A 24,160-nucleotide genomic window follows, 5' to 3' on the forward strand; every position below is an offset into this window, starting at 1 on the left:
CGATTGGATACAACATATGAATTATAAGAAAGATTGTTGCACACTATAATGTACTCCGTTCGAATAATTTAAACGTTGGAGCAATTCTTCGCGGTTACGGTGTTCTTCACGCTTTGCCAATAGCTGTTTCTCTCTTGTAGTGGAAGCAGAAACTAAATCGCGCTGACCATTTGGCTTTTCTAAATAACGTTTGAAAATACCGTTTTCAAATTTTGAAATAACAGTAGAACGCTCTTTCGATAAATCCGGGTAATAGGCTAAATGAGTACCAGCATAATATTGATGCTGGCGATATGCATCTGGTGTTGACGTAATACGATCGACTCTTACCATTACTGCACCTCCAAAAAGATTGTTTTATTTTGTCTATTGCCTCTTTCATAAAAACAAAACATAAAATGACCGAAAACGTTGTAATTTCCTATATCATGTTGAGGGAAAATAGGTACTTCATCATAAATATACGAAATATTATTTTATCCTTTTCGAACAATGCATAGTTTCATGTATTTCTTTCCATACTAGGAGCATCATGCTGTGAATTGATGGAAAGTGAGGGAACATGAACGATGAAAGCAACAGGAATAGTTCGCCGCATCGATGATTTAGGTCGTGTTGTTATCCCAAAAGAAATCAGAAGAACACTTCGTATCCGTGAAGGGGATCCCCTTGAAATTTATACGGACCGCGAAGGAGAAGTGATTTTAAAAAAGTATTCGCCAATTAATGATTTAGGCGAATTTGCACAACAATATGCGGAATCATTATTTGAAACATTAGGTACTCCAACATTAATAAGTGACCGAGATGAAGTAATAGCCGTTGCAGGCGTTTCGAAAAAAGATTATGTGGCGAGACGTTTAACAGTTTTTGCAGAAGATATTATTAAAAACAGGTCACTTGTAAGTGAGAAGCTGGAGATGTCGATTGAACTTGTAGCAGGACAGTATGAACAAGTGAAATCATATTGCATCGTACCGATCGTTTCGAATGGAGATCCGATTGGTGCTATTTATTTAATATCACGGGCCCATTTTATCGGTGAAGTTGAACAAAAAACTGCTGAAACAGCAGCCAATTTTTTAGCAAAGCAAATGGAAAACTAAAATCACTTTAAAACGTCCATATTAATGGGCGTTTTTTTAATTCCTCGAGTAAAATTAGCAAATGGTTTTCATGATATAATTAGTTTATTGTATGAAATAGAGGAAGGAAATAGAATGACTTCGCAAAGTTTTGGTATGAAAAATTATATGAAGGGTGCCCTCCTCCTGACAGTTGCGGCGCTATTAGTAAAAATATTAAGTGCAATCTACCGTGTCCCTTATCAAAACTTAGTAGGTGACCAAGGATTTTATGTATATCAGCAGGTTTACCCGTTTATCTCGTTTTTTGTCGTATGGACATCAAGCGGATTTGCAGTTGCCATTTCCAAAATGCTCGCGGATATTGAAGGGCGTGGTGGTACATATGGAGAAAAACGATCTGTATCGCGCATCATCTTTTATTACTTAACAGCATTAGCCCTTATCTTTTTCTGTCTTTTATTCTTTGGTGCACAGCCATTAGCTAATTTGATGGAAGATCCCCAGCTTGCGGGGCTATTAAAAGTAGGCTCATTCATTACGTTATGTATGCCGCTGCTTGCTGTTTTAAAGGGTAATTTTCAATCGGAAAGTAAGATGCAGCCGGTTGCTTATGCGCAAGTGTTCGAACAAATGGTTCGGGTAGCGATTATATTAGTCGGAACAATTGTGTTGCTGCAATATACACAATCTGTTTACGCAGCCGGGAAAATGGCGATGCTCGGTACAGTTGTAGGGGAAATAGCAGGGATTGTACTACTGCTTTACTTTTTGAAACGGCAGTATCAGCCAACTGGAGAAATAGCCAATGTAAAAGTCTGGCCAATCTTAAAAGAGGTCACAATATACAGTATCGCGATCAGTATGAGTGCACTGCTATTATTATGCTTCCAGCTTGTGGATTCCTTTACGATTTACAAAATGCTTGTCCATTCAGGGATGAATACGCTTGAAGCGATGGAAGTGAAGGGGATTTATGACCGCGGCCAACCGCTTGTGCAGCTCGGAATTGTAATTGCAACTTCTTTATCGCTGGCTATTGTACCGCTCGTTGCATTAAAGGCAAATCAGCCAAACGGTCGTGGTGCAAAGCCGTTTATTCAATTAACATTCCGGAGCTCCCTCATATTCGGAGTAGCTGCGGCACTCGGATTAATACTTGTTATGCCATATGTAAATCAAATGCTGTTTAAGACAGATGCCTATTCGAATGTGCTGAAGCTTTATTCGTTTCAGATTGTTCCATTATCGATAATTTTAACGTTTACAGCTATTTTACAAGGCTATAGTAAATTAAAAGGACCTGCCGTATTTTTAGGGGTCGGAATCGTATTAAAATATATAGGGAACATTATTTTTATTCCGCGTTATGATGTGATGGGTGCGGCAATTGCGAGTAATATCGGGCTGATTTTTACAGCAGCTGCCCTTATCGTTTATTTAAAAAAACTGACGTCTATCAGCCTGGCGAATCGTACGTTTTATAAAAAACTGTCCATCGCCTGTCTCATTATGATAGTCGTTGTACAAGGCGCTGTTTACAGTTTAAACAGTCTGTTTACCGGCCTGTTTAGTCGTTTTGATGCACTCATTTACAGTGGGGTGCTCGTCATGCTTGGCGCAGGTGCTTTTATAACAGCAGTCGCAAAAATGCGAGTATTGACAGAAAAGGATTGGTTTTTAATCCCACTCGGCAGGAGAATGGCTGCATATCAACTAATGTTAAATCGAAAGAAGTAGGTGTATAACTTGAATCAATTAACCGTTATTGGCTTAGGAGCAGCCGATTTTGAACAAATGCAAATGGGTGTTTATAAAAAAATTAAAGCAGCCAAAAAAATATATGTCCGAACAGAGGACCATCCTGTCATTCAAGACTTAAAACTGGAAGGTATCGAGTTTACGAGCTTTGATGATGTGTATATTAAGCATGGTTCGTTCGGTCCTGTTTATGAAGAAATTGCACAGCGTCTTATTGAAGCCGTTTCACAGGAAGATGTTATGTATGCTGTGCCGGGACATCCGCTCGTAGCAGAGCAGACCGTCCAGCACTTAATTGAAGCGGACCAGAACGGGCAGATTAAGCTTGTAATTGAAGGCGGGCAAAGCTTTTTGGATCCGATTTTCGGCGCCTTAAAAATTGACCCGATTGAAGGGTTTCAGCTGTTGGACGGTACGAGCATGTCCATCCATGATATGAATATGCGTCAGCACATTTTAATAGCCCAAGTCTATGATTCGTTCAGTGCGTCAGAAGTAAAGCTCACGCTAATGGAAAAATACCGTGATGATTACCCGGTAACAATTGTGACAGCAGCAGGTTCCTCACAGGAATCATTGCGTACTGTTCCGCTTTATGAGCTTGATCAAGCAGCAGAAATCAACAATTTAACGACTGTCTATGTACCGCCTGTTGAATCTGATGAGGAAGCATTGCGTGATTGGACAACATTCCGTCAAATCATAGCGACATTGCGAGGTCCAGATGGCTGTCCTTGGGATCAGAAGCAAACACATGAATCATTGAAAAAGTACTTATTGGAAGAAGCACATGAGTTTTTAGCAGCGGTTGATGCCGAAGATGATTTTGCTATGGTTGAAGAGCTCGGCGATGTCCTTTTACAGGTGTTTTTGCATGCGCAAATCGGGGAAGATAATGGTTATTTCACATTGGAAGAAGTGCTTGCATCGATTAGCGAAAAAATGATTCGCCGCCACCCGCATGTTTTTGGGGATGTGACTGCAGAAGATGCAGAAACGGTTGTAGCTAACTGGGAAGCAATTAAAAAGCAGGAAAAAGGCAATGTAGATGGCGAACCACTATTAAAGAACGAATATAGTCCTTACTCATCGCTTCAAACATCGTACAATTACCAGAAAAAAGCAGCGACAGTAGGTTTTGATTGGCCGAATGCTGACGAAGCGTGGAAGAAGTTTACGGAAGAATGGCAAGAGTTTCAGGATGAAATAAAGCAAGGTAACGAATTAAGCCGTACCGATGAATTCGGGGATGTATTATTCACCCTTGTGAACATCGCACGATTTTATAAAATTTCACCGGAAGAAGCGATGCTACATGCCAATGAAAAATTTGCACGTCGCTTTCATTACGTTGAGCAAAGTGTAGCAAAGAGCGGCAAGGCATTCAGTGATTTTACATTAGAGCAGTTAGATTCATTTTGGAATGAAGCAAAACAAATAGAAAAAGGGGAGTAAATGGGATGCGCTTAGATAAGTTTTTAAAAGTTTCACGTTTAATTAAACGTCGTACATTAGCGAAGGAAGTGGCGGTGCAGGGCCGTATAACGATTAATGATAAAGTGGCAAAAGCCAGCAGTACTGTAAAAGTTGGCGATGAGCTGGCAATTCGTTTCGGTCAAAAAATTGTAACGGCACGTGTCGAAGAAATTCGTGAAAATGTGAAAAAAGAAGATGCTTTAAAAATGTTTACAATTATAAAAGAAGAGCGTTTAGAGAAAGTTGAACCAGAATTTATTGATGATGAAGATTAGGGCATGACCAACTTTTGAGTCATGCTTCCTTCCGTTGATGCATATAGTGTACAACTATAAGCTCAAAGGGGGACTTGCATTGACTATTCATCAAGAAAGCGCACGCTATACCATTTCGTCTGGGGATCACTTAGTAACGGTACGTAATCGTAAACGGATGGACATGACATCTGTTAAAAGTATCGAACGGTTCGATCAGGAAGAATTTTATGTGAACACATCACAGGGTCATTTATTGATTCGTGGTGAGGAACTGCGTATTGTTCATTTAGATGTGGACAAGGGATTACTGACGTTAGAAGGGGAAGTGAAGCAATTCCAATACGATGAAAGCGAGAGTGGCTTATCGAAAAGTTTCCTTCATAAATTGTTTGGATGATGATGAGTGCGCAGCTTATAAGCATTCTTGTCATGTTTATAAGCGGAGTTGCTGTAGGTGCAATAATCGATTGTATCCGAATTAATGTAAATCGTATCCCTTTAAAAAATATTCGACGTATTACATGGATTTTAGAATGGATTGTCTGGTTAATATTAGGGGTTACTACGTTTTATTTATTATTTTTAGTAAAAGGAGGGCAATGGCGGGTAGTTGATCCACTTGCCCAAATCGCCGGAATTGCAACATATGAATTGCTGTTCCAAAAAATTATCCGCTTTGTTGGAAGAGTATGTATAAATTTATTTGTGAAGCCGGTTTTTTTCATTGGACATGTAGTAGTTAAAATGGTCAAAAGTATTATAAAATTATTGGTAGGGATTGTATTATTTATCTGTCGTCCCTTTATTAAGTTTTTCAAGAAATATTTGTTAAAAAACTTTAAAACACAGCAGTGAACTCGTATAATGATTACAACTATTGATTGTGAGGGAGGAGACGGAAAATGGGAAGAAGAAATGTGCAAGAAGAGCTACATAACCAAAATGTCCAGTCGTTGAATAACGATTATGTCCGCTCAAATCCGCAAGCAAAAGCTCAAATAAAAGCAAAAATTGCAGTACGTCGTCGCAGAAGATTAGCAGTATTTTTCATTTTAGCAACTGTAGTAATAGCAGGATTAGTAAAAGCTAACATGGTCCAAAGTGAACGCCTCGCCGCAAAGGAAGAAACGAAAGCGGCGGTGGAAGAACGATTGGAAGAAGCGCTTCACAGACAAGAGCTACTAAATTTGCAGATTGCGAAGCTGGAAGATGATGAGTATATTGCGAAGCTGGCAAGAAAAGAATTTTTCCTTTCTGAAGAGGGCGAAATTATTTTTACAATACCGAATAAATCGGATAAAGAAAATAAAGACAAGCCTGAAGATGACAAAGAATAATTTTAATCCGATAATAAAAGAAAAAAATGTGACTTTAAAAAATAATAAAAAACCAGTAAGCATGGTAATTTCGTGATAAAAATTTTGGTATTAATTGCCTTTAGGTAGAGTGTCTTGTTGACACTCTTTTTATGTTAGCTATAATTAGAGAAGAAGCTATTGAACAAAAGTTTCATTATAATTGATAAATGGCTTTTCAATCGAAGAGTCTCTTAAAATTTAAGGAGGAGCATTTTTTTTATGTCAATTGAAGTAGGCAGCAAAGTACAAGGTAAGGTAACAGGAATCACAAATTTCGGTGCATTCGTTGAGCTTCCAGATGGGAAAACAGGTTTAGTTCACATTAGTGAAGTGGCAGATAACTACGTAAAAGATATTAACGAGCATCTTAAAGTAGGCGATGAAGTCGAAGTTAAAGTGATGAATGTTGAAGCGGATGGAAAGATTGGTCTTTCAATTCGTAAAGCAAAGCCTCAAGCTGAGCGACCAGAGCGTCCACAGCGTCCTCGTCGCGAAAACAACCGTTCTAACGATCGTAATGATCGTCAACCAAAAGAGAACTTTGAACAGAAGATGGCGCGTTTCTTAAAAGATAGCGATGAGCGTTTAACTACATTAAAGCGTGCAACTGAGTCTAAGCGCGGTGGCCGTGGAGCTCGCAGAGGATAATTTTGCTGGCTGTTTGAACGTAGAAAAAGTGTCAAATAGATGATAAAGCGATGGATTGTAAGTGTATATCTTACAATCCATCGCTTTTTTTCATTAATAAAATGTTGTGTTGGAGTGGGAAATCAAATTATTCTTTTTCAGTATTATGCCTTATGAGTACACGGATAAGGGTAATAAAACAAAAAATACCTCCGATTAATCCGATTGTAATCATAAGAATCTGCAATGCGAGCGGCAAGTTTGTCAAGATGACGCCTCCAACGACTAGAAGCATGCTAATACCGCAAAGAAAAGCTAAATATGTAAAGTTTTGGACCAAAAAAAACGCCTCCTCTTATAGTTACAAGTATAATGGATAAGGGAGAAAGTGTGTCAGGAATTTACAGAATAGAAAAAAGAACAAAATAAAAGCCGCCTAGGAACACTAAGTTCCTAAACAGCTTTTGAGATGACCCGTACGGGATTCGAACCCGTGTTACCGCCGTGAAAGGGCGGTGTCTTAACCACTTGACCAACGGGCCTATAAATGGTGGCGGCAGAGGGAGTCGAACCCACGACCTTTCGGGTATGAACCGAGTGCTCTAGCCAACTGAGCTACACCGCCAAATTTAACAACAGAACTAATAATACATTGCAGTCTATATAGTGTCAATACTATTTTTTAATTATTTCCTCTATCATAATATGCAGGAAATTACTGCGTATTATTTTTTGTAATTACTGATAAAAAAAGCGTAAAAACGCGCATATTACCGTAAAAAAACCGTCGAACAATTTTTCGGTGTCAATCCTACAAACAGACAAAATTCACTTTTTCAGCTTTATATAATAGCGTTAAAAAGAAAAGGTGATAGTAAAAATGGTGACATTAAATAATCAAAATGAGTTTCAAACACTAAACTTAGACTTATTCTTATATAAAGAAAAATCGAGAATAATAATAGCAAGTGTTATAGCGTTTGCAGCTTTCTGTTTTGCTCAGGCGGTATTCTTTGAAGCTGTTACTCCGTTGTTTTTACCTTTTTGGCTTGTTATTCGAACGAGATTTGCCTCATTTCAAAAGAGTGCTTTACTAGGGGGAATCCTCGGAACGCTCTTTATTGGGTTTGGACAGGCAGCCGTTGTGTTAGTGCAGTTACTCTTCATGGAATGTCTCGTCCGTTTTAAGTTTATAAAACTATCACCGTACTTTTTACTAGGAAGTACAATTATCGCTATTCAGCTAGCATGGCAAATGCTGCTTCATAGTGGTATGCCATCTGTCATGACATTATTTTATATCGTATATGAATGTCTTTTTGCAGTTTCGATTTTATTCTTTATGCGTATTTTGACATTTCCAAGTAAAGAAAACGGAACCATTGAATGGACAAGAGAAAAAATAACGGCAATTATTGTCGTTTTGGCCGGTATGCTAATCGGCATGGAAAGCTTGACTCTATTTTACTTTTCAATGTCACTGATCGTTCTTCATTTCCTCATCTGCCTTGTAGCCTATGCCTCGACAGTTGGAGCTACGGTTATTTTTTCATTATCTCTTGGCTTTTTTATAGGCTTAGCTAATTTATCATTCACAGGTATGATGATCCTATATGCATGTACAGGGCTGGTCGCCGCTTTTGTACAAAACCAGGGACGTTATGCCGTTGCGCTTTTTAGTTTTCTGCCGAGTATTTTTTTCTTCTTTTATGATGCAACATTACCGATCGATAGCGTTTATTTTATGTCGATGCTTACAGGCGCAATTATTTTCCTGCTTATGCCGAAAAATATACTTGAGTATTGCAAAATGTATTACAAACAAAATACGGTTAGTATAATCCAGGTGAACCGCAATGAAGTAGTGGAAGTGCAGCTCAAGCAATTTCAGCAATTTGTATCTTTTATGAAGGAGCTTGTGTTTGATCATTTTACACAAAATAAAACTAAAAGTAAGACAACTGCAGAACCGTTTCTAATTTGCTCCAGCTGTTTCAAATATGAAGAGTGCTGGGGGAGAAACGGGGAGATGGAAGGAATTATTGATTCTTGGCGGTTAGCGAAAAGAAGTACGAAACCAGTCAGCTGGATTCGGGTAGAAGAGCAGCTGAAAGGGAAATGCATTAAATCTTCTAAATTGCTGGAAGAACTAGAGTCGGCTTTACACAAAGAGCATATGGAGAGACAGTTCTATCATGGTAAAAAAATGATTGCCTTACAGCTTCGGGATTTAAGCAGCCACTTTGAAAAGCTGTTAAACAGCCAGCGATTAGAAATCGGCACATCGGAAATGGATGGGGAGATGCAGCAGTTTTTAAAGGAACATGATATTCATTGTTTGCATATTCAGTGGATAAAAAATGAAATAGGGAATCGAGAGTTCGTTTGTTATGTCGCAGATCATCGTGATGCACATGTCGTTATCCAGCAATTAGAACAGCAACTGTTTGAATTTTTGCATGAACCATTGAAAGGTGAACAGATTTACGAGCAGCACTCGCCAATTTTTTATCGCCAAATTAAGTTTACTTCAGCAATTCGTTATCAGTTGGAGTATGATATATATACGTATTCCCATGCAAACCATGCAATTTCCGGAGATTCTTACCGGGTATTTCCGATTCATCCAGGACTTATGGCGATCATGCTGTCGGATGGTATGGGGACGAATGTGAGAGCAAATCGTGAAAGTGAACGCTTAATTCAAATGATGCAGGATTGTCTTACGTACAACATGGATCCTGAAACAGCGATGCACACAATGCATTATGTCATGTCGCTTAAAAATGATTCGGACATGTATGCGACAATGGATTTTGCACTTGTCGATTTACAGTTCGGCCATTTATGGTGTTGGAAAGCGGGAGGCATGACGACATATGTATTAAGAGGGAATGATTTATTCAAAATAGAAAGTACAAGTGCTCCAATTGGCTTTTTGCCTAACTTCGCAATCGATACAGAAATGACACAATTATTGTCAGAGGACGTTATTTTAATGATTTCCGACGGGTTATTTTCACCATCTGCACAATGGGATGCACAGGAACAATTATTTATCCGGCTGATTCGTCAAGGGCTGGAAAATGGTGCTTCCATCCAGGTTGTACTATTTGATGTCATGACGCAATTCAAACAAAAATACCCGATTGCAGACGACTGCACTGTGATGTTATTCCGTTTGCAGCATGTCATAAAACCGTGGCAAGTATTCAGACCAGCAATCACACATTGAAATGTAATATGAGGTGAGTAAATGCACACTTTAGAGCATCAAGTTTTAGCGTATATAAAAGAGCAGCAGCTTATTAAAAGCGGAGATAAACTATTAATTGCTTGTTCAGGAGGCGTTGATTCAATGGCGCTTCTTTCTTTTTTTTATCATTTTCAGCACTATTTTAATATTGAGCTCGCCGTTGCGCATGTTGACCATATGCTTCGCGGCGAACAATCTGCTCAAGACCGCCAATTTGTTGAGCAGGCATGTGAAGACTGGGCTATTCCTTTTTATAGCTGTGCGATTCCGATTGCGGAAATCCAAAAAAAAGAAGGCGGAAACATGCAGGCGATTTGCCGGAAGGAACGCTATCATTTCTTTGAAACCGTCATGCATACACATAAGTTTACAAAATTAGTAACTGCCCATCATGCGGACGATCAGCTCGAATCAATGTTAATGGCCATGACGAAAGCGAGTTCACTAAACGGATTAAAAGGCATATTACCTTCCCGTAAATTTCAACAATTTACTGTAATTCGTCCTTTTTTGATGGTTACAAAAGACGAAATTGGGGAATATTTACATAGTAAAGGTCATTTGTACCGTGAAGATCCGAGCAATGCAAAGAATGATTATACCCGCAATCGTTTCCGTCACAATGTCGTACCAGTTTTAAAGGAAGAAAACCCCCTTGTTTCCCGACACGCAGTCCACATTGCCCAGCAGCTTTTAGAGGATGATACGTATTTAATGGAGCTTGCAGAAGAGCGTTTTTCAAAGCTTTTTCTGAAAGTTGATAAAAATTGTTATAAAGTCAAGGTTTCAGAATTACAAAAAGAGCCACTTGCTTTACAAAGAAGGCTCATTTTAATACTATTAAGTTATCTTTATAACGATTCAAATACGATTCAAAGCTACGCACTTTGCACGACGATTTTGACGTTATTCTCAATGTCGGATGGAAGTCGTGCACTTGATTTACCGGAGAATTTTATTGCGCGTCAACAATACGATGAAGTTGTATTTGAATATAAGCAGCAAAACTTGCGAACATCAAAACAACAAATCGCTTTGAATGAGTGGTGTGTGCTTGGAACGATGCGCATATATATTGGGGAACTTGCACAATGTGATGAGGACTTACTTCAAAAGTATCCGCATCACTTTTTCGCCGCATCATCTGTTTCGTTTCCTTTATTCGTAAGGGCTCCCAAACAAGGGGATCGTATTTTGCTACAAGGTATGCAGCATCAGAAAAAAGTATCTCGCATTTTTATTGATGACAAGATTCCTTTCACCAAAAGAGCTAGCTGGCCGTTGTTAGTCGATGCTAATGATGACCTTTTAGCGATAGTAGCTGTACGCGTTAACAATAAATTTTCTAATGTAAAGTCGGCGGAGCATGAAATGGTGCTTCTTGTCGATAGCAATGAACGTCTTTAGAAAGTTTGAACAATAAAAGGAGGAATCTACTCATGATTCAAAATGACATCGAAAAAATAATGATTACAGAAGAACAAATCCAGGAACGTATTAAAGAGCTTGGCGCTCAACTGACAGAGGAATATAAAGAAATGTTCCCATTAGCTGTCGGAGTGTTAAAAGGTGCAATGCCATTTATGACGGATCTGATGAAACGTTTCGATTCATATGTGGAACTGGACTTTATGGATGTTACTTCATATGGAAATGCAACTGTTTCATCTGGGGAAGTAAAAATACTTAAAGACTTAAATACAAGTGTGGAAGGTCGCGATGTCATTATTATTGAAGACATTATCGACAGTGGTTTAACATTAAGCTATTTGGTGGATTTATTTAAATACCGTAAAGCTAAATCGATTAAAATCGTAACATTACTGGATAAGCCATCTGGCCGTAAAGTGGAATTGAATGCAGATGTTGTAGGCTTCGAAGTACCGGACGGTTTTGTTGTGGGCTACGGATTAGATTATGCAGAGAAATATCGTAACTTACCTTACATCGGAATTTTAAAACGCGAAGTATACTCATTTTAATATTTCCTAGACTGTACAAACCTTCAATTTTGAGGTGAGCATTTAGGCATAAGCAGTAATTGAGCGGATTTTGTCATAATTCGTTTCAACGTTTAAAATGTGTGGTGCTTTTTATTGTATGAAAATTTCAACGTATGTTAAGATTTTACTTATAGTTTTTCTGTAACGTTGTGAGGAGGCTGGGGATGAATCGAATATTTCGATACACCATATTTTATTTACTAATATTTCTCGTGATTATCGGGATTTTTGGAACATTTAATGGTGGAAAAAAGACAACTGAAAACCTTGATTACTATGCGTTTTTTGAGGCTTTAGAGAGCAATGAGATTGCTTCTATGGATATACAGCCTGAAAGAGGCGTGTATAAAATTGTAGGTCAGATGAAAGGCGCTGAAGAGGGCGAAACTTTCACAGTAAACGTTTTACAAAATGACCAAACTACTGTAGACCGTATTCTGCAAATTGAAGAACAAGTTGCAAACGGTGAATATCCAGGAGTGGAAATTTTAGAACAACCACAAACAAGTGGGTTCGTAACATTCCTTACGAGCATCATTCCATTTGTCATCATTATTATTTTATTCTTCTTCTTACTAAGCCAATCGCAAGGTGGCGGTAATAAGGTGATGAACTTCGGGAAGTCAAAAGCTAAGCTATTTGATGACACGAAGAAAAAAGTTCGTTTCAATGACGTGGCAGGTGCCGACGAAGAGAAACAAGAACTTGTTGAAGTAGTAGATTTCTTAAAAGATCACCGTAAATTCACTGATATCGGTGCACGTATTCCGAAGGGGATTCTATTAGTAGGTCCTCCTGGTACAGGTAAAACATTACTTGCACGTGCTGTTGCCGGTGAAGCGGGCGTACCATTCTTCTCGATTTCAGGTTCTGATTTCGTAGAGATGTTTGTCGGTGTCGGTGCATCTCGTGTTCGTGACTTATTTGAAAACGCTAAGAAAAATGCCCCATGTATCATTTTCATCGATGAGATTGATGCGGTAGGTCGTCAACGTGGTGCGGGTCTTGGTGGTGGTCACGATGAGCGTGAACAAACATTAAACCAATTACTAGTTGAAATGGATGGTTTCGGTGCAAACGAAGGTATTATTATCATCGCTGCAACAAACCGCCCTGATATTCTAGATAAAGCATTATTACGTCCTGGTCGTTTTGACCGTCAAATTACGGTTGGTCACCCAGACGTAAAAGGCCGTGAAGCAATCCTTAAAGTACATGCTCGCAATAAGCCATTATCAGATACAGTTGATTTAGCTGCTGTTGCACAACGTACACCAGGATTCTCAGGTGCAGATTTAGAAAACTTGTTAAACGAAGCAGCTTTAGTTGCAGCTCGTAAAAACAAAAAATCAATAAACATGGCTGATATTGATGAAGCATCTGACCGCGTAATTGCCGGTCCTGCAAAAGCAAGCCGTGTGTATTCTCCAAAAGAGAAAAAGCTTGTTGCATTCCATGAAGCCGGTCACGTAGTTGTCGGTCTTGAATTGGATGAAGCTGATACTGTTCATAAAGTAACGATTGTCCCTCGTGGTCAAGCAGGTGGTTATGCCATCATGTTACCGAAAGAAGAGCGTTTCTTCACAACGAAGCAAGAGTTACTAGACCGTATCGCCGGATTACTAGGCGGACGTGTTGCGGAAGAAATTGTACTTGGTGAAGTATCTACTGGTGCACATAATGACTTCCAGAAAGTAACGAGCATTGCGCGTGCAATGGTTACAGAATACGGAATGAGCAATAGTCTTGGTGCTGTTCAATACGGTTCAAACCAAGGCGGTAATCCATTCCTAGGTCGTGACTTCGGTTCAGATCAAAACTACTCTGATACAGTAGCATATGAAATCGATAAAGAAGTTCAGCGTATCGTTGATGAGCAATATGCTCGTACGAAACGTATTTTAACAGAGCGTCGTGACTTACTAGATTTAATCGCAAATACGTTAATTGATAAAGAAACGTTAAATGCACAGCAAATCGAACATTTACGCGACCACGGTATATTACCTCCTGAAGAGGCGGTAGTAGAATCGGAGCTTCAACAAAAAGATCAAAAAGAAGCAACACCAACAATTGAAACGGCTGGTAATGCATCGATTAATGAAGATGTTCAAGGTGAAAAGAAATCACCAACAGTTGAAGATTTACCGAAAGACGTGTCAGATGATCGCCCGCAAGGCATCGATGAAGACCGTCCAAAATAATACAACACAACTGACTATTTCCTGGGAAAAGGAGATAGTCAGTTTTTTCTTCTTAAAATCTTGCCTTAAATATAACGCGATTTGGTGAGTTGGTTGAAAAGGAGGGTGGTAGACTCTAGCGGAAAGCCTTTACCCCTATGGAGATCAACAGGTTTTAGTTGAAAGGGAATGATTGCCGACTAAAAATACTGAATACTGTATAGTAGATGGCCAAATATGGTATGATTTTTTTCAGTATAAGAAAAGTAGGTGCCACTTGTGATTTTAGTAATGAATGCGGGTAACTCCAATATCATTTTAGGTATTTATGATCAAGATAAACTTATCCATCATTGGCGGACAGAGACAAATATACGAAAAACTGAAGATGAATATGCGATGCAATTTAAGGCGTTTTTTTCTCATGAAGGCATTTTATTTGAACAAGTAAAAGGGATTATTATATCCTCAGTTGTGCCACCTATTATGTTTGCACTTGAATTAATGTGTAAAAAGTATTTCAATATCCAGCCTTTGATTGTGGGACCCGGTGTAAAAACAGGCTTGAATATAAAGTATGAAAATCCGCGTGAAGTAGGCGCAGACCGTATTGTAAATGCGGTTGCCGCTTTACAGCAATATAGTGGGAGACCACTGATTATTATCGATTTTGGTACAGCGATTACGTATTGCTTTATTAATGAACGAGGCGATTATTTAGGGGGCGCCATTGCACCCGGTATTGCCATATCAACAGAGGCGCTCTATACACGTGCAGCAAAGCTACCTCGAATTGAAATTGCCCATACATCGCAAGTTGTGGCAAAGAATACGGTAGCTGCTATGCAGGCAGGGGTTTTTTACGGGTTTTTAGGACAAGTAGAAGGCATCGTCAGTCGTATGAAAGCGCAAAGTAAAGAAGAGCCCCTCGTAATTGCAACTGGGGGACTAGCAAAATTGATTGCGAATGAAACCCAGATGATTGATGTCGTCGATCCGTTTTTGACGCTCAAGGGACTAGCAACGATTTATAAAAGAAATCAATAGAAAAGAGGAATTTCAACATGAAAGACTACTTAGTAAGAGGAATTGCATATGACGGACAGGTACGTGCGTTTGCAACAAATACAACTGCAACTGTAGGAGAAGCACAACGCCGTCATAATACATGGCCTGTTGTATCTGCTGCGTTAGGCCGTTCAATGACAGCATCTGTAATGATGGGTGCGATGTTAAAAGGTGACGACAAAATTACCGTAAAAATCGAAGGGAACGGTCCAATCGGTCCAATGGTTATCGATGCAGATGCCAAAGGAGATGTGCGTGGCTTCGTTACAAATCCACATGTTCACTTTGAATTAAATGAACAAGGAAAACTGGATGTACGTGCTGGTGTCGGTTCTGAAGGTGCTTTGACAGTTGTTAAAGACTTAGGTTTACGTGATATGTTCTCAGGTCAAACACCGATCGTCTCAGGAGAAATTGCTGAGGACTTCACATATTACTTCGCTACATCTGAACAAGTACCTTCATCAGTAGGTTTAGGTGTGTTAGTAAATCCGGATAATACAATTTTAGCAGCGGGCGGCTTTATTATTCAATTAATGCCAGGCTGTGAAGAAGAAACAATCGAAGCAATTGAAAAGCATTTATCATCAATTGAGCCTGTTTCTAAAATGATTGAAAAAGGATATACACCTGAGCAAATTTTAGAAGCAGTATTAGGCGAAGGCAATGTTCAAATTCTTTCAACAATGCCTGTACAGTTCCAATGTCAATGTTCAAAAGAGCGTTTCGGTGCGGCAATTATCGGTTTAGGTGTCGGTGAAATTCAGGAAATGATTGACGAAGATGGCCAAGCAGAAGCGCAATGCCACTTCTGTTTAGAAACTTATCACTTCGATAAAAGTGAACTTGAAGGCTTTGTGAATGAAATCCAATCGTAATTTACACAAAACACCACAACCACCGCAAAATAATTTACCGTATACACAACGACGCTTAAAAACAAAACCTACGTTGCTGTTATTACTGCTATTGTTAATCGGAAATCTATTTTGGTTTGTGTTATGGTTACTCCCATCTGATGAAACAACATCAGAGAAAGAAGACGGCGGCGAAAAAATTGCTGCCGTCGAGGGAGATCCAATTACACGCCAACAATGGCTTGCTGAAATGGAAAACCGTTACGGAAAAGAAACATTGCAGAGTTTAGTAAATGAAGCTGTTATGGAAAAAGCGGCGGAAAAATATAAACTCGATGTAAAAGAGGAAGAGATTGATTTAGAAATAGCCTTATTACGTTCGGCACAAGATTCAAATGATTCAACTCTACATAGTTTATCCCCAGAGCAACTGCGTCAAAAAATGCGGGCTCAGCTCATCTTAGATAAAGTACTGACAAATGATATTGTAGTAAAAGAGAATGAAGCTAAAAAGTATTACGAAGATAATAAGTCGATCTATAATATTCCAACTACACACCGAACAAGTATCATTATCGTGAATTCAAAAGAGGATGCGGAACGGGTGGAAAAAGAGCTGAAGGACGGCTCTGATTTTGCGGTTCTGGCACGCGAGCATTCATTGGATACAGCATCGGCAAGTTTAGGTGGCGACATTGGCTTTATTTCATCAAGTCAATCGGCAGTGGATCCTGCCATTTTACCAGAAGTGGAAAAGCTGAAGGAAAAGGAAACTTCCAAACCTTTTGTATTAAGCGATGGGCGCTATGCAATCGTCAAGGTTACTGAGAACATGGAAGGGCAGTCATTCAGCTTTGATGAAGTAGAAGGGCATGTGAAACGTCAGCTCGCTTTGGAACAGCTGTCGCCTTCCATTACACCGGAAGCTTTCTGGGCAGAATTTAATGCAACATGGATCTACGGAGAATCTAAAAATTAACACCAGATTTATATGGGCCAGGACAGAAGTTAAAGTTTAAGTGAAAGAGGAACTTTTAACTGTCTTTGCCCTTTTTCCTATTTAATAAGTAAAACTAAATAGTCAGAAATTTTACAAAAATTTCGTTTCAATTAATTGACAAGTACTATGAAAAATTGATAAGATACAAATTAAGTAAAACCTATTGATTTGGTAGGGATTTGGAGAGGAATGGATAAAATGAGTAAATTAGCAAATTCAGTGGCGGACTTAGTAGGGCGCACACCAATCGTAAAATTAAACAATGCAACAAGTGAAAATGAAGGTACAGTTTACGTAAAGCTTGAATACTTTAACCCAGGTTCTTCAGTAAAAGACCGTTTAGCTTTAGCGATGGTTGAAGCAGCAGAAAAAGACGGCACATTAAAGCCAGGCGGTACAATCATCGAGCCAACTTCTGGTAACACAGGGATCGGTTTAGCGATGATTGCTGCAGCAAAAGGCTATAAAGCGATTTTAGTAATGCCAGAAACTATGTCACTAGAGCGTCGCAACCTTTTACGTGCTTATGGTGCTGATTTAGTATTAACACCAGGTCCAGAAGGTATGAAAGGTGCAATTGCAAAAGCAGAAGAATTATCAAAATCAGAAGGCTACTTCTTGCCACAACAATTCAAAAACGAAGCAAACGCAGAAATTCACCGTTTAACAACAGGTCCTGAAATTGCGGAAGCATTCGAACAAGAAGGCTTAAAATTAGATGCATTTGTTGCTGGTGTAGGTACTGGCGGTACAATTACTGGTGCAGGTGAAGTACTGAAAAGCAAATTCCCTGAAATTGAAATTATTGCGGTTGAACCTAAAGATTCTCCAATTCTTTCAGGCGGTAACCCTGGTCCACATAAAATTCAAGGTATTGGTGCAGGTTTCATTCCGGACGTATTAAACACAGAAGTATATGATTCTGTATTACCGGTTGAAAACGAAACGGCATTCGAATATGCTCGTAAAGTAGCGCGTGAAGAAGGCATTTTAGCTGGTATTTCTTCAGGTGCAGCAATTTATGCAGCAATCGAAACAGCAAAACGTTTAGGCAAAGGCAAAAACGTATTAGCAATTATCCCATCAAACGGTGAGCGCTACTTATCAACGCCTTTATACCAATTTGAAGACTAATTAAATTTTACCTAAGTGATTTTAAAAGCTATTTTGCGAGTTTAACCTCGTAAAATAGCTTTTTTTCTTAGAAACTGCTAAGTTAAAAATGGATTTTTAAAGCGTTATCGAGTTTAATTAAGAAAAAGGTAAAGCAGGTGTAAATTGATGCAACAACTAGAAACACATACATTTTACATGACAAAAGATGAGTTTTATTATAGTTTCCAGGAACAGACGGCAATGGAAAAACAGCGTGCGTTTCTGGAAAGCGGCAGGGGCGGGCATTTTTCAATTGCTGCATGGCAGCCAATTGCAACAGCAAAGTCAGTGGCACACGGTCTGGAACTGAAGTGGAAAAATGGAGAGACAGAACTGAAAACAGGTGAGGCACTGGCGGAATTAGAAAAAGTAATCGCAGAGTATAAGCTTGAAGCGAATCCGAATCTGCCTGATTTCCAAGGTGGAGCAATTGGATTTATTTCGTATGACTATGCTCGCACGATTGAAGTTCTTCCAAATAATGCCGAAGATGACTTACACGTACCGGATCTTTATTTTTATTTGTTTGATCATTGGGCAGTCCGGAATGTCCAAACAGGAGAAGTAACATTGATGAAGTTGTCTACTAGTGAAGTCGATTTACTTTCATGGCAATCGGATTGGCAACAGCATGCCGAATCCGGGTTGGAAAAGCGTCATTTTAATCAGGAAACAGCTAAAAACATGCAGCAGGATGAAGCGGAATTACAAGTTTCCTTCAGTGGGGATGCATTTGAATCTGCTATACATAAAATTCAGCACTATATTGAACAAGGTGATGTGTTCCAGGTCAACTTGTCGGTGCGCCAGGCGAAAAAACTTTCTGCAGCACCGATTGCAATGTATGAGGCAGTTCGTTCGTTTAATCCTTCACCGTATATGGCTTATATTGAAAGTGAGGATTTTGCGGTTGTTAGCGGCTCGCCGGAATTGCTTGTAAAACGTAAAAACAATGAGCTGTCAACAAGACCAATTGCAGGAACACGTCCGCGCGGAGCTTCGGAAGAACAGGATGTGGCTTTAGCCAATGAACTGATTGAGCATGAAAAAGAGCGTGCAGAACATGTCATGTTAGTTGATCTAGAGCGCAATGATTTAGGAAGAGTAAGCAAATACGGAACGGTAGAAGTAAATGAGTTTATGGTTATCGAGCATTACTCGCATGTGATGCATATTGTTTCGAATGTGCGCGGGGAAATTGCACAAGGAAAAACAAATGCGGATGTCATTCGGGCAATGTTCCCCGGTGGTACGATTACAGGGGCACCGAAAATCCGTACGATGGAAATTATTGAAGAGCTGGAGCCGGTACGCCGTGGTCTTTACACAGGATCAATCGGCTGGATTGGCTACACAGGTGACTTAGAGCTAAATATCGTTATCCGTACAGCGTATATTCAAGATGGTATTGCGTACATTCAGGCGGGTGCCGGTATTGTCATCGATTCCATTCCGGAAAACGAGTATATTGAATCGATGAATAAAGCGAAGGCAATGTGGCAGGCAAAAGCCATGGCAGAAGAGGTGAGCAAATGATTTTAATGATTGATAACTATGATTCGTTTACATATAACTTAGTGCAATACTTCGGTGAATTCGGTCATGAATTGGTCGTAAAGCGCAATGATGAGATTACGGTCGAGGAAATTGAAAAACTTCGGCCAATGATGCTTGTCATCTCACCAGGGCCGTGTACACCAAACGATGCCGGAGAAAGTCTCCGTATCATCGAACATTTCACAGGCAAGCTTCCGATTTTAGGTGTGTGCTTAGGTCATCAGGCGATTGCACAAGTATTTGGCGGCGATGTTGTGCGTGCTGAGAGATTGATGCACGGGAAAACTTCCCCTGTTCTTCATAAGGGGATTGGTCTGCATAGAAAAAATGAGAACCCATTTTTGGCAACACGCTACCATTCACTGATTGTAGAACCGACAACTTTACCGGATTGTCTGGAAGTGACAGCTTGGACAGCGGAAGGCGAAATTATGGGGCTGCGACATAAAGAATATCCGATTGAAGGGGTTCAATATCACCCGGAATCAATTATGACCGAAGACGGCAAGCAGCTGTTACGCACATTTATTGAGTCGTATTGTTAGGGGGAAAGGCAATGCTATGTTGGATGAATGGACAGTATATCGATGAACAAGATTTGAAAATTTCTCCGTTTGATCACGGTTTTTTATATGGACTCGGTTTTTTTGAAACATTTCGTACATATGAGGGAAAGGCTGTCTATTTGCATGAACATTTCAGCCGTCTGCTTGAAGCATTAAAAGAATACCGTATTCATTTTCCGTATACGTTACAGAACATAGAAGAGGTCATTGAAAAGCTCAATGCACAGGACGGCAAAGAAGGGTATTTTCGTTTAAATGTATCAGCCGGTGTGCATCCAATTGGACTTGCACCCTCCGAGTATACCGAACCGACCGTTATTCTGTTTCGTAAAGAACTGCCAGAAATGGTACGCGGGACAGAAAAAGAAGCGGTGTGGCTGAAAACAGCCCGTAACTCTCCGGAACAGCAGACCCGCTATAAAAGCCATCACTACGGCAATAATGTACGAGCGCGGTTAGAGTTACCGAGTTTAGCTTCTCAAGAAGGTTTCTTTACCGATCAGAACGGTGTTATCGCAGAAGGCATTACGTCAAATGTCTTTTGGATAAAAGATGGTATACTGTATACGCCTTCTACTAATTTAGGTATTTTACCGGGTATTACACGTAAAAAAGTCATTCAACTCGCTGAAGAACTCCAAATTCCGGTACGAGAAGGCCGCTTTATGGCATGGGAATTGGAACAGGCGGATGAATGCTTTATTACAACAGCTGTACAGGAGCTCGTACCGATTTCCCGTATTGGGGAGGTACGCTTTGCGGGCAGTGAAGGCAGACTTTATAAAAAGTTGCATCAAAAATATTTACAAAAAATTGTTATGTGTTTAGGAGACCGTCATGTTAGAAAACTATAAAGTACTCACAATAAATGGGATCGAACTGGATTTTCGTAAAGAAACATTCGTGATGGGCATTTTAAATGTAACACCGGACTCATTTTCGGATGGCGGCAGGTTCAATTCAGTTGAAAAAGCAGTTGCACAGGCAAAAAAAATGGTGGCAGATGGCGCAAAAATTATCGATGTTGGCGGGGAATCAACACGCCCTGGCTATACACGGATTTCAGATGAGGAAGAAATTGCACGTGTTGTACCGGTAATTCGGGCGCTTTTAAAAGAAGTACCTGTGATTATTTCAATTGATACGTATAAATCGAATGTTGCGCGTGCTGCAATTGAAGCAGGGGCACATATTATTAATGATATATGGGGCGCAAAGGCGGATCCGGAAATGGCAAGTGTCGCGGCAGAACTCGATGTGCCGATTATTTTAATGCATAACCGCCTGTCAGATCAGTACGATAACTACTTCAACGATTATATGGCCGATATGCAGGAAAGTATTGCAATTGTAAAAGCAGCAGGTGTACGTGACGAGCATATTTTCCTTGATCCTGGTATCGGTTTTGTGAAAAGTTTAAGTGAAAGTATTGAAACGATGCAGCGCCTTGATGAGCTTGTTGCATTAGGCTATCCAGTATTGCTTGCGACATCACGCAAGCGTATGATCGGATCGATTTTGGAACTACCCGTAGATGACCGAGTGGAAGGGACAGCCGCTACTTGTGCATTTGGTGTCCAAAAGGGCTGCCATATGATGCGTGTTCATGATGTAAAGGAAGTGGCGCGTACAGTGAAGATGATGGATGCGCTTGTAGGGAAATTTGAAGTACAAGGTGAATTGGCACCGAGACATTAAGGAGTTTGCAATGGATTATATTCATTTAAAAGAAATGCAGTTTTTTGGTTATCACGGTGTATTACCGGAAGAAAACGTATTAGGACAACGCTTTCGGGCTAATGTTTCGCTTGCTGTTGATATGAAACGTGCAGGTGAGACGGATGAGCTGGATCAGACGGTTAGCTATGTGGGCGTTTATGATATTTGTAAAGAAGTAATTGAAGGGAAGCCGTTTAAATTGATTGAAGCAGTAGCGGAAAAAGTTGCTTCAAGCATTTTAACGCAATATGAAGGTCAGATTTTTGGGTGCCGCGTCGAAATTATTAAGCCTGACCCTCCAATTCCGGGACATTACAAAGAAGTCGCGGTTGAAATTACAAGAGGACAATTCGTATGATGACGACAGCGTACTTATCGATCGGTACAAATATAGGTGAGCGTGAGCAAAACTTGCAAGACGCGGTAAAGTTGCTCACCACACATAAGACAATATCTGTAACAGCGATTTCTTCAATTTATGAAACAGCAGCAGTAGGCTATACAGATCAGGCAGATTTTTTGAATATCGCCGTTGCTCTTGAAACGGAACTCGATGCCTATGAGCTTCTTGCGGAGTGCCAAAAAATCGAAAATAATCTTGGCCGTGTCCGTGAATTTCGGTGGGGACCACGAATAATCGATTTGGATATTTTGTTGTATGGTCAACAACAGTATGAAACCGAAAAATTAATAATTCCACATCCTCGTATGTACGAGCGTGCATTTGTGCTTGTACCGTTAGAGGAGATTATGACGCAAAATTATGATATGCTTGTAGGCGTGCAAAAAGCGTTACATGCACTTGATATAGAGAAAGAAGGCGTCAATCTGTGGAAGAAAATCAATACGGTCGCAGAATTCGTGCCTTTCGAAAACTAAAACGAATTCAGCAAACCGAATTTGCAAAACATATTGGTATATCTGTAACAATTTTAGGGCGAATTGAACGAGGCGAGAAGAAACCCTCTGAAGAACAACTTCAAACAATTGCAGATGTATTACAAATAGATATAAAAGAATTAAAAGGTGAGTAACCGAGTGGAGGGAACAAAAAAGGTGTCAAACATCGACCAAAAGCCATTCCAAATAGGCGATATTATTATGGATAACCGGGTCGTTCTTGCTCCGATGGCAGGAATTTGCAACTCTGCTTTCCGGTTAACGGTAAAAGAGTTTGGAGCGGGGTTAGTCTATGCGGAAATGATCAGCGATAAAGCGTTGAACACCCGCAACAAAAAAACATTGGACATGCTTTATATTGACGAGCGGGAGAACCCGATGACGCTGCAAATTTTTGGAGGAGACAAAGAAAATTTAGTAGAGGCAGCGAAATTTGTAGACAAACATACAACAGCCGACATTATCGATATCAATATGGGATGTCCTGTAAACAAAATTATTAAATGTGAAGCTGGCGCAAAATGGCTTCTTGATCCGAATAAAATTTACGAAATGGTTTCAGCAGTTGTCGATGCAGTTGATAAACCCGTTTCGGTAAAAATGCGTATCGGTTGGGATGAAGAGCGTGTATTCGCTGTGGAAAATGCCCAGGCAGCAGAACGTGCAGGCGCAGCCGCTATCGCGATGCATGGCCGAACTCGTGTGCAAATGTATGAAGGTAAAGCAAACTGGGACGTTTTAGCCGAAGTGAAGAAAAATATTAGCATCCCGTTTATCGCAAATGGGGATGTGGAAACACCGGAAGATGCTAAGCGCATTCTGGAACATACAAAGGCAGATGGGGTCATGATTGGTCGTGCTGCTTTAGGAAATCCATGGATGATCTATCAAACGGTAAAATACTTGGAATCAGGTGTTCAAATTCCAGAGCCTTCAGTTCGTGAAAAAATGGATGTTTGTTTATTGCATTTTGAACGTCTAAAAGCACTTAAAGGTGAAAAAGTGGCGGTTAGAGAAATGCGTAAACATGCATCATGGTACTTAAAAGGTATTCGTGGAAACGGAAAGATCCGTAATGCCATCAATTTAACGGAGACCGAGCAAGAATTACGTATTCTTCTAAACAGTGTTGCAGATGAATACGAAGAAGAAGCAGTAATTGTATAAAAATCATTGAAGGCATCAGACGATGGTGCCTTTTTCTTATGTAAAGAAAAATCACTTGTCATAATTATCTGATATTTAAAATTAATTCGAAACAGGTGAATCAACAAAAGAAATACTGTACAATAGAAACATTATGGACTATTGTGCCGTTTTGGAGCGCAAAAA

General features: G+C 39.8%; 26 protein-coding genes and 2 tRNA genes. 24 read left to right on the plus strand and 4 right to left on the minus strand.

What is annotated here, in order from left to right; genetic code table 11:
* Nucleotides 1–21: 21 nt before the first annotated feature.
* Nucleotides 22–333 carry a hypothetical protein gene (locus MHH44_RS00985; protein WP_008408280.1) on the minus strand — a complete coding sequence of 104 codons (312 nt, stop codon included), beginning with the start codon at nucleotides 331–333 and terminating at the stop codon, nucleotides 22–24.
* 236 nt (nucleotides 334–569) lie between these two features.
* On the opposite strand from MHH44_RS00985, the gene spoVT reads away from it, so the two are divergent.
* From spoVT to MHH44_RS01025, 8 genes are all read left to right on the plus strand, one after another.
* On the plus strand, nucleotides 570–1,106 hold the full coding sequence (gene spoVT, locus MHH44_RS00990; RefSeq protein WP_008408278.1) for a stage V sporulation protein T: 537 nt from the start codon (nucleotides 570–572) through the stop codon (nucleotides 1,104–1,106).
* A 114-nt stretch (nucleotides 1,107–1,220) separates the two neighbouring features.
* A complete protein-coding gene (locus MHH44_RS00995; RefSeq protein WP_039967423.1) occupies nucleotides 1,221–2,825 on the plus strand; it encodes a putative polysaccharide biosynthesis protein in 1,605 nt (534 codons plus the stop codon).
* A 9-nt stretch (nucleotides 2,826–2,834) separates the two neighbouring features.
* Nucleotides 2,835–4,301, plus strand: a complete 1,467-nt coding sequence (mazG, locus tag MHH44_RS01000; RefSeq protein WP_340797557.1) for a nucleoside triphosphate pyrophosphohydrolase — start codon at nucleotides 2,835–2,837, stop codon at nucleotides 4,299–4,301.
* Between the two features lie 5 nt (nucleotides 4,302–4,306).
* Nucleotides 4,307–4,597 carry an RNA-binding S4 domain-containing protein gene (locus tag MHH44_RS01005; protein ID WP_014822291.1) on the plus strand — a complete coding sequence of 97 codons (291 nt, stop codon included), beginning with the start codon at nucleotides 4,307–4,309 and terminating at the stop codon, nucleotides 4,595–4,597.
* Between the two features lie 37 nt (nucleotides 4,598–4,634).
* Nucleotides 4,635–4,976, plus strand: a complete 342-nt coding sequence (gene yabP, locus MHH44_RS01010; protein ID WP_051032350.1) for a sporulation protein YabP — start codon at nucleotides 4,635–4,637, stop codon at nucleotides 4,974–4,976.
* 2 nt (nucleotides 4,977–4,978) lie between these two features.
* Nucleotides 4,979–5,434, plus strand: a complete 456-nt coding sequence (gene yabQ, locus MHH44_RS01015) for a spore cortex biosynthesis protein YabQ (protein ID WP_051127965.1) — start codon at nucleotides 4,979–4,981, stop codon at nucleotides 5,432–5,434.
* Between the two features lie 47 nt (nucleotides 5,435–5,481).
* Nucleotides 5,482–5,916, plus strand: coding sequence for an FtsB family cell division protein (locus MHH44_RS01020; protein WP_008408267.1), 435 nt, complete (start codon nucleotides 5,482–5,484; stop codon nucleotides 5,914–5,916).
* A gap of 240 nt (nucleotides 5,917–6,156) precedes the next feature.
* Nucleotides 6,157–6,585, plus strand: a complete 429-nt coding sequence (locus MHH44_RS01025) for a S1 domain-containing RNA-binding protein (RefSeq protein ID WP_008408265.1) — start codon at nucleotides 6,157–6,159, stop codon at nucleotides 6,583–6,585.
* Between the two features lie 127 nt (nucleotides 6,586–6,712).
* On the opposite strand, the gene MHH44_RS01030 is transcribed toward MHH44_RS01025, so the two are convergent.
* The 3 genes from MHH44_RS01030 to MHH44_RS01040 form a co-directional block, all read right to left on the minus strand.
* The gene (locus MHH44_RS01030; RefSeq protein ID WP_008408263.1) at nucleotides 6,713–6,904 is read right to left on the minus strand and encodes a hypothetical protein; all 192 of its coding nucleotides are present in this window, start codon (nucleotides 6,902–6,904) and stop codon (nucleotides 6,713–6,715) included.
* A gap of 130 nt (nucleotides 6,905–7,034) precedes the next feature.
* Nucleotides 7,035–7,106, minus strand: a tRNA-Glu gene (locus tag MHH44_RS01035).
* Between the two features lie 6 nt (nucleotides 7,107–7,112).
* Nucleotides 7,113–7,189, minus strand: a tRNA-Met gene (locus MHH44_RS01040).
* Between the two features lie 255 nt (nucleotides 7,190–7,444).
* Here MHH44_RS01040 and MHH44_RS01045 point away from each other — a divergent pair.
* The 16 genes from MHH44_RS01045 to dusB all read left to right on the plus strand — a co-directional run bounded on the left by MHH44_RS01045 (nucleotide 7,445) and on the right by dusB (nucleotide 23,995).
* On the plus strand, nucleotides 7,445–9,799 hold the full coding sequence (locus MHH44_RS01045; protein WP_339263462.1) for a SpoIIE family protein phosphatase: 2,355 nt from the start codon (nucleotides 7,445–7,447) through the stop codon (nucleotides 9,797–9,799).
* 21 nt (nucleotides 9,800–9,820) lie between these two features.
* Nucleotides 9,821–11,227 (plus strand): tRNA lysidine(34) synthetase TilS, encoded by a 1,407-nt coding sequence (gene tilS / locus MHH44_RS01050; protein ID WP_340797558.1) that lies wholly within the window; start codon nucleotides 9,821–9,823, stop codon nucleotides 11,225–11,227.
* Between the two features lie 32 nt (nucleotides 11,228–11,259).
* On the plus strand, nucleotides 11,260–11,802 hold the full coding sequence (hpt, locus tag MHH44_RS01055; RefSeq protein WP_008408259.1) for a hypoxanthine phosphoribosyltransferase: 543 nt from the start codon (nucleotides 11,260–11,262) through the stop codon (nucleotides 11,800–11,802).
* 185 nt (nucleotides 11,803–11,987) lie between these two features.
* Entirely contained in the window at nucleotides 11,988–14,027 is a 2,040-nt protein-coding gene (gene ftsH, locus MHH44_RS01060; RefSeq protein WP_008408256.1) for an ATP-dependent zinc metalloprotease FtsH, read from the plus strand.
* Between the two features lie 258 nt (nucleotides 14,028–14,285).
* Nucleotides 14,286–15,053, plus strand: coding sequence for a type III pantothenate kinase (locus tag MHH44_RS01065; RefSeq protein WP_340797559.1), 768 nt, complete (start codon nucleotides 14,286–14,288; stop codon nucleotides 15,051–15,053).
* A 17-nt stretch (nucleotides 15,054–15,070) separates the two neighbouring features.
* Nucleotides 15,071–15,952 carry an Hsp33 family molecular chaperone HslO gene (gene hslO / locus MHH44_RS01070; RefSeq protein WP_008408253.1) on the plus strand — a complete coding sequence of 294 codons (882 nt, stop codon included), beginning with the start codon at nucleotides 15,071–15,073 and terminating at the stop codon, nucleotides 15,950–15,952.
* The gene (locus MHH44_RS01075) at nucleotides 15,936–16,910 is read left to right on the plus strand and encodes a peptidyl-prolyl cis-trans isomerase (RefSeq protein ID WP_008408252.1); all 975 of its coding nucleotides are present in this window, start codon (nucleotides 15,936–15,938) and stop codon (nucleotides 16,908–16,910) included. Before hslO ends, MHH44_RS01075 begins: the two co-directional genes overlap by 17 nt.
* Before the next feature lie 219 nt (nucleotides 16,911–17,129).
* Nucleotides 17,130–18,065, plus strand: a complete 936-nt coding sequence (gene cysK / locus MHH44_RS01080) for a cysteine synthase A (RefSeq protein WP_008408251.1) — start codon at nucleotides 17,130–17,132, stop codon at nucleotides 18,063–18,065.
* Between the two features lie 147 nt (nucleotides 18,066–18,212).
* On the plus strand, nucleotides 18,213–19,622 hold the full coding sequence (locus MHH44_RS01085) for an anthranilate synthase component I family protein (protein ID WP_340797560.1): 1,410 nt from the start codon (nucleotides 18,213–18,215) through the stop codon (nucleotides 19,620–19,622).
* Nucleotides 19,619–20,188 (plus strand): aminodeoxychorismate/anthranilate synthase component II, encoded by a 570-nt coding sequence (gene pabA, locus MHH44_RS01090; RefSeq protein ID WP_340797561.1) that lies wholly within the window; start codon nucleotides 19,619–19,621, stop codon nucleotides 20,186–20,188. The genes MHH44_RS01085 and pabA overlap by 4 nt, the downstream gene beginning before the upstream one ends.
* An 11-nt stretch (nucleotides 20,189–20,199) precedes the next feature.
* Complete coding sequence (gene pabC / locus MHH44_RS01095; protein WP_008408248.1) at nucleotides 20,200–21,063, plus strand: aminodeoxychorismate lyase; 864 nt, start codon at nucleotides 20,200–20,202, stop codon at nucleotides 21,061–21,063.
* Nucleotides 21,047–21,907 carry a dihydropteroate synthase gene (folP, locus tag MHH44_RS01100; RefSeq protein WP_340797562.1) on the plus strand — a complete coding sequence of 287 codons (861 nt, stop codon included), beginning with the start codon at nucleotides 21,047–21,049 and terminating at the stop codon, nucleotides 21,905–21,907. The genes pabC and folP overlap by 17 nt, the downstream gene beginning before the upstream one ends.
* A gap of 10 nt (nucleotides 21,908–21,917) precedes the next feature.
* On the plus strand, nucleotides 21,918–22,286 hold the full coding sequence (gene folB / locus MHH44_RS01105) for a dihydroneopterin aldolase (RefSeq protein WP_008408246.1): 369 nt from the start codon (nucleotides 21,918–21,920) through the stop codon (nucleotides 22,284–22,286).
* The gene (gene folK / locus MHH44_RS01110; RefSeq protein ID WP_340797563.1) at nucleotides 22,283–22,807 is read left to right on the plus strand and encodes a 2-amino-4-hydroxy-6-hydroxymethyldihydropteridine diphosphokinase; all 525 of its coding nucleotides are present in this window, start codon (nucleotides 22,283–22,285) and stop codon (nucleotides 22,805–22,807) included. The genes folB and folK overlap by 4 nt, the downstream gene beginning before the upstream one ends.
* Nucleotides 22,759–22,962, plus strand: a complete 204-nt coding sequence (locus tag MHH44_RS01115; RefSeq protein WP_008408244.1) for a helix-turn-helix domain-containing protein — start codon at nucleotides 22,759–22,761, stop codon at nucleotides 22,960–22,962. Before folK ends, MHH44_RS01115 begins: the two co-directional genes overlap by 49 nt.
* A gap of 22 nt (nucleotides 22,963–22,984) precedes the next feature.
* On the plus strand, nucleotides 22,985–23,995 hold the full coding sequence (dusB, locus tag MHH44_RS01120; protein WP_008408243.1) for a tRNA dihydrouridine synthase DusB: 1,011 nt from the start codon (nucleotides 22,985–22,987) through the stop codon (nucleotides 23,993–23,995).
* Nucleotides 23,996–24,160 lie beyond the last annotated feature (165 nt).

The organism is Solibacillus sp. FSL K6-1126, from assembly GCF_038003445.1.
Lineage (GTDB): Bacteria > Bacillota > Bacilli > Bacillales_A > Planococcaceae > Solibacillus > Solibacillus silvestris.

Excerpts from the sequence above, each read along its gene's own strand:
- MHH44_RS00985 (WP_008408280.1), bottom strand. The coding sequence starts at position 333 with ATGGTAAGAGTCGATCGTATTACGTCAACACCAGATGCATATCGCCAG.
- spoVT (WP_008408278.1), top strand. The coding sequence starts at position 570 with ATGAAAGCAACAGGAATAGTTCGCCGCATCGATGATTTAGGTCGTGTT.
- MHH44_RS00995 (WP_039967423.1), top strand. The coding sequence starts at position 1,221 with ATGACTTCGCAAAGTTTTGGTATGAAAAATTATATGAAGGGTGCCCTC.
- MHH44_RS01005 (WP_014822291.1), top strand. The coding sequence starts at position 4,307 with ATGCGCTTAGATAAGTTTTTAAAAGTTTCACGTTTAATTAAACGTCGT.
- yabP (WP_051032350.1), top strand. The coding sequence starts at position 4,635 with ATGCATATAGTGTACAACTATAAGCTCAAAGGGGGACTTGCATTGACT.
- yabQ (WP_051127965.1), top strand. The coding sequence starts at position 4,979 with ATGAGTGCGCAGCTTATAAGCATTCTTGTCATGTTTATAAGCGGAGTT.
- MHH44_RS01020 (WP_008408267.1), top strand. The coding sequence starts at position 5,482 with ATGGGAAGAAGAAATGTGCAAGAAGAGCTACATAACCAAAATGTCCAG.
- MHH44_RS01025 (WP_008408265.1), top strand. The coding sequence starts at position 6,157 with ATGTCAATTGAAGTAGGCAGCAAAGTACAAGGTAAGGTAACAGGAATC.
- MHH44_RS01045 (WP_339263462.1), top strand. The coding sequence starts at position 7,445 with ATGGTGACATTAAATAATCAAAATGAGTTTCAAACACTAAACTTAGAC.
- tilS (WP_340797558.1), top strand. The coding sequence starts at position 9,821 with ATGCACACTTTAGAGCATCAAGTTTTAGCGTATATAAAAGAGCAGCAG.
- hpt (WP_008408259.1), top strand. The coding sequence starts at position 11,260 with ATGATTCAAAATGACATCGAAAAAATAATGATTACAGAAGAACAAATC.
- ftsH (WP_008408256.1), top strand. The coding sequence starts at position 11,988 with ATGAATCGAATATTTCGATACACCATATTTTATTTACTAATATTTCTC.
- hslO (WP_008408253.1), top strand. The coding sequence starts at position 15,071 with ATGAAAGACTACTTAGTAAGAGGAATTGCATATGACGGACAGGTACGT.
- MHH44_RS01075 (WP_008408252.1), top strand. The coding sequence starts at position 15,936 with ATGAAATCCAATCGTAATTTACACAAAACACCACAACCACCGCAAAAT.
- cysK (WP_008408251.1), top strand. The coding sequence starts at position 17,130 with ATGAGTAAATTAGCAAATTCAGTGGCGGACTTAGTAGGGCGCACACCA.
- MHH44_RS01085 (WP_340797560.1), top strand. The coding sequence starts at position 18,213 with ATGCAACAACTAGAAACACATACATTTTACATGACAAAAGATGAGTTT.
- pabA (WP_340797561.1), top strand. The coding sequence starts at position 19,619 with ATGATTTTAATGATTGATAACTATGATTCGTTTACATATAACTTAGTG.
- pabC (WP_008408248.1), top strand. The coding sequence starts at position 20,200 with ATGCTATGTTGGATGAATGGACAGTATATCGATGAACAAGATTTGAAA.
- folP (WP_340797562.1), top strand. The coding sequence starts at position 21,047 with ATGTTAGAAAACTATAAAGTACTCACAATAAATGGGATCGAACTGGAT.
- folB (WP_008408246.1), top strand. The coding sequence starts at position 21,918 with ATGGATTATATTCATTTAAAAGAAATGCAGTTTTTTGGTTATCACGGT.
- folK (WP_340797563.1), top strand. The coding sequence starts at position 22,283 with ATGATGACGACAGCGTACTTATCGATCGGTACAAATATAGGTGAGCGT.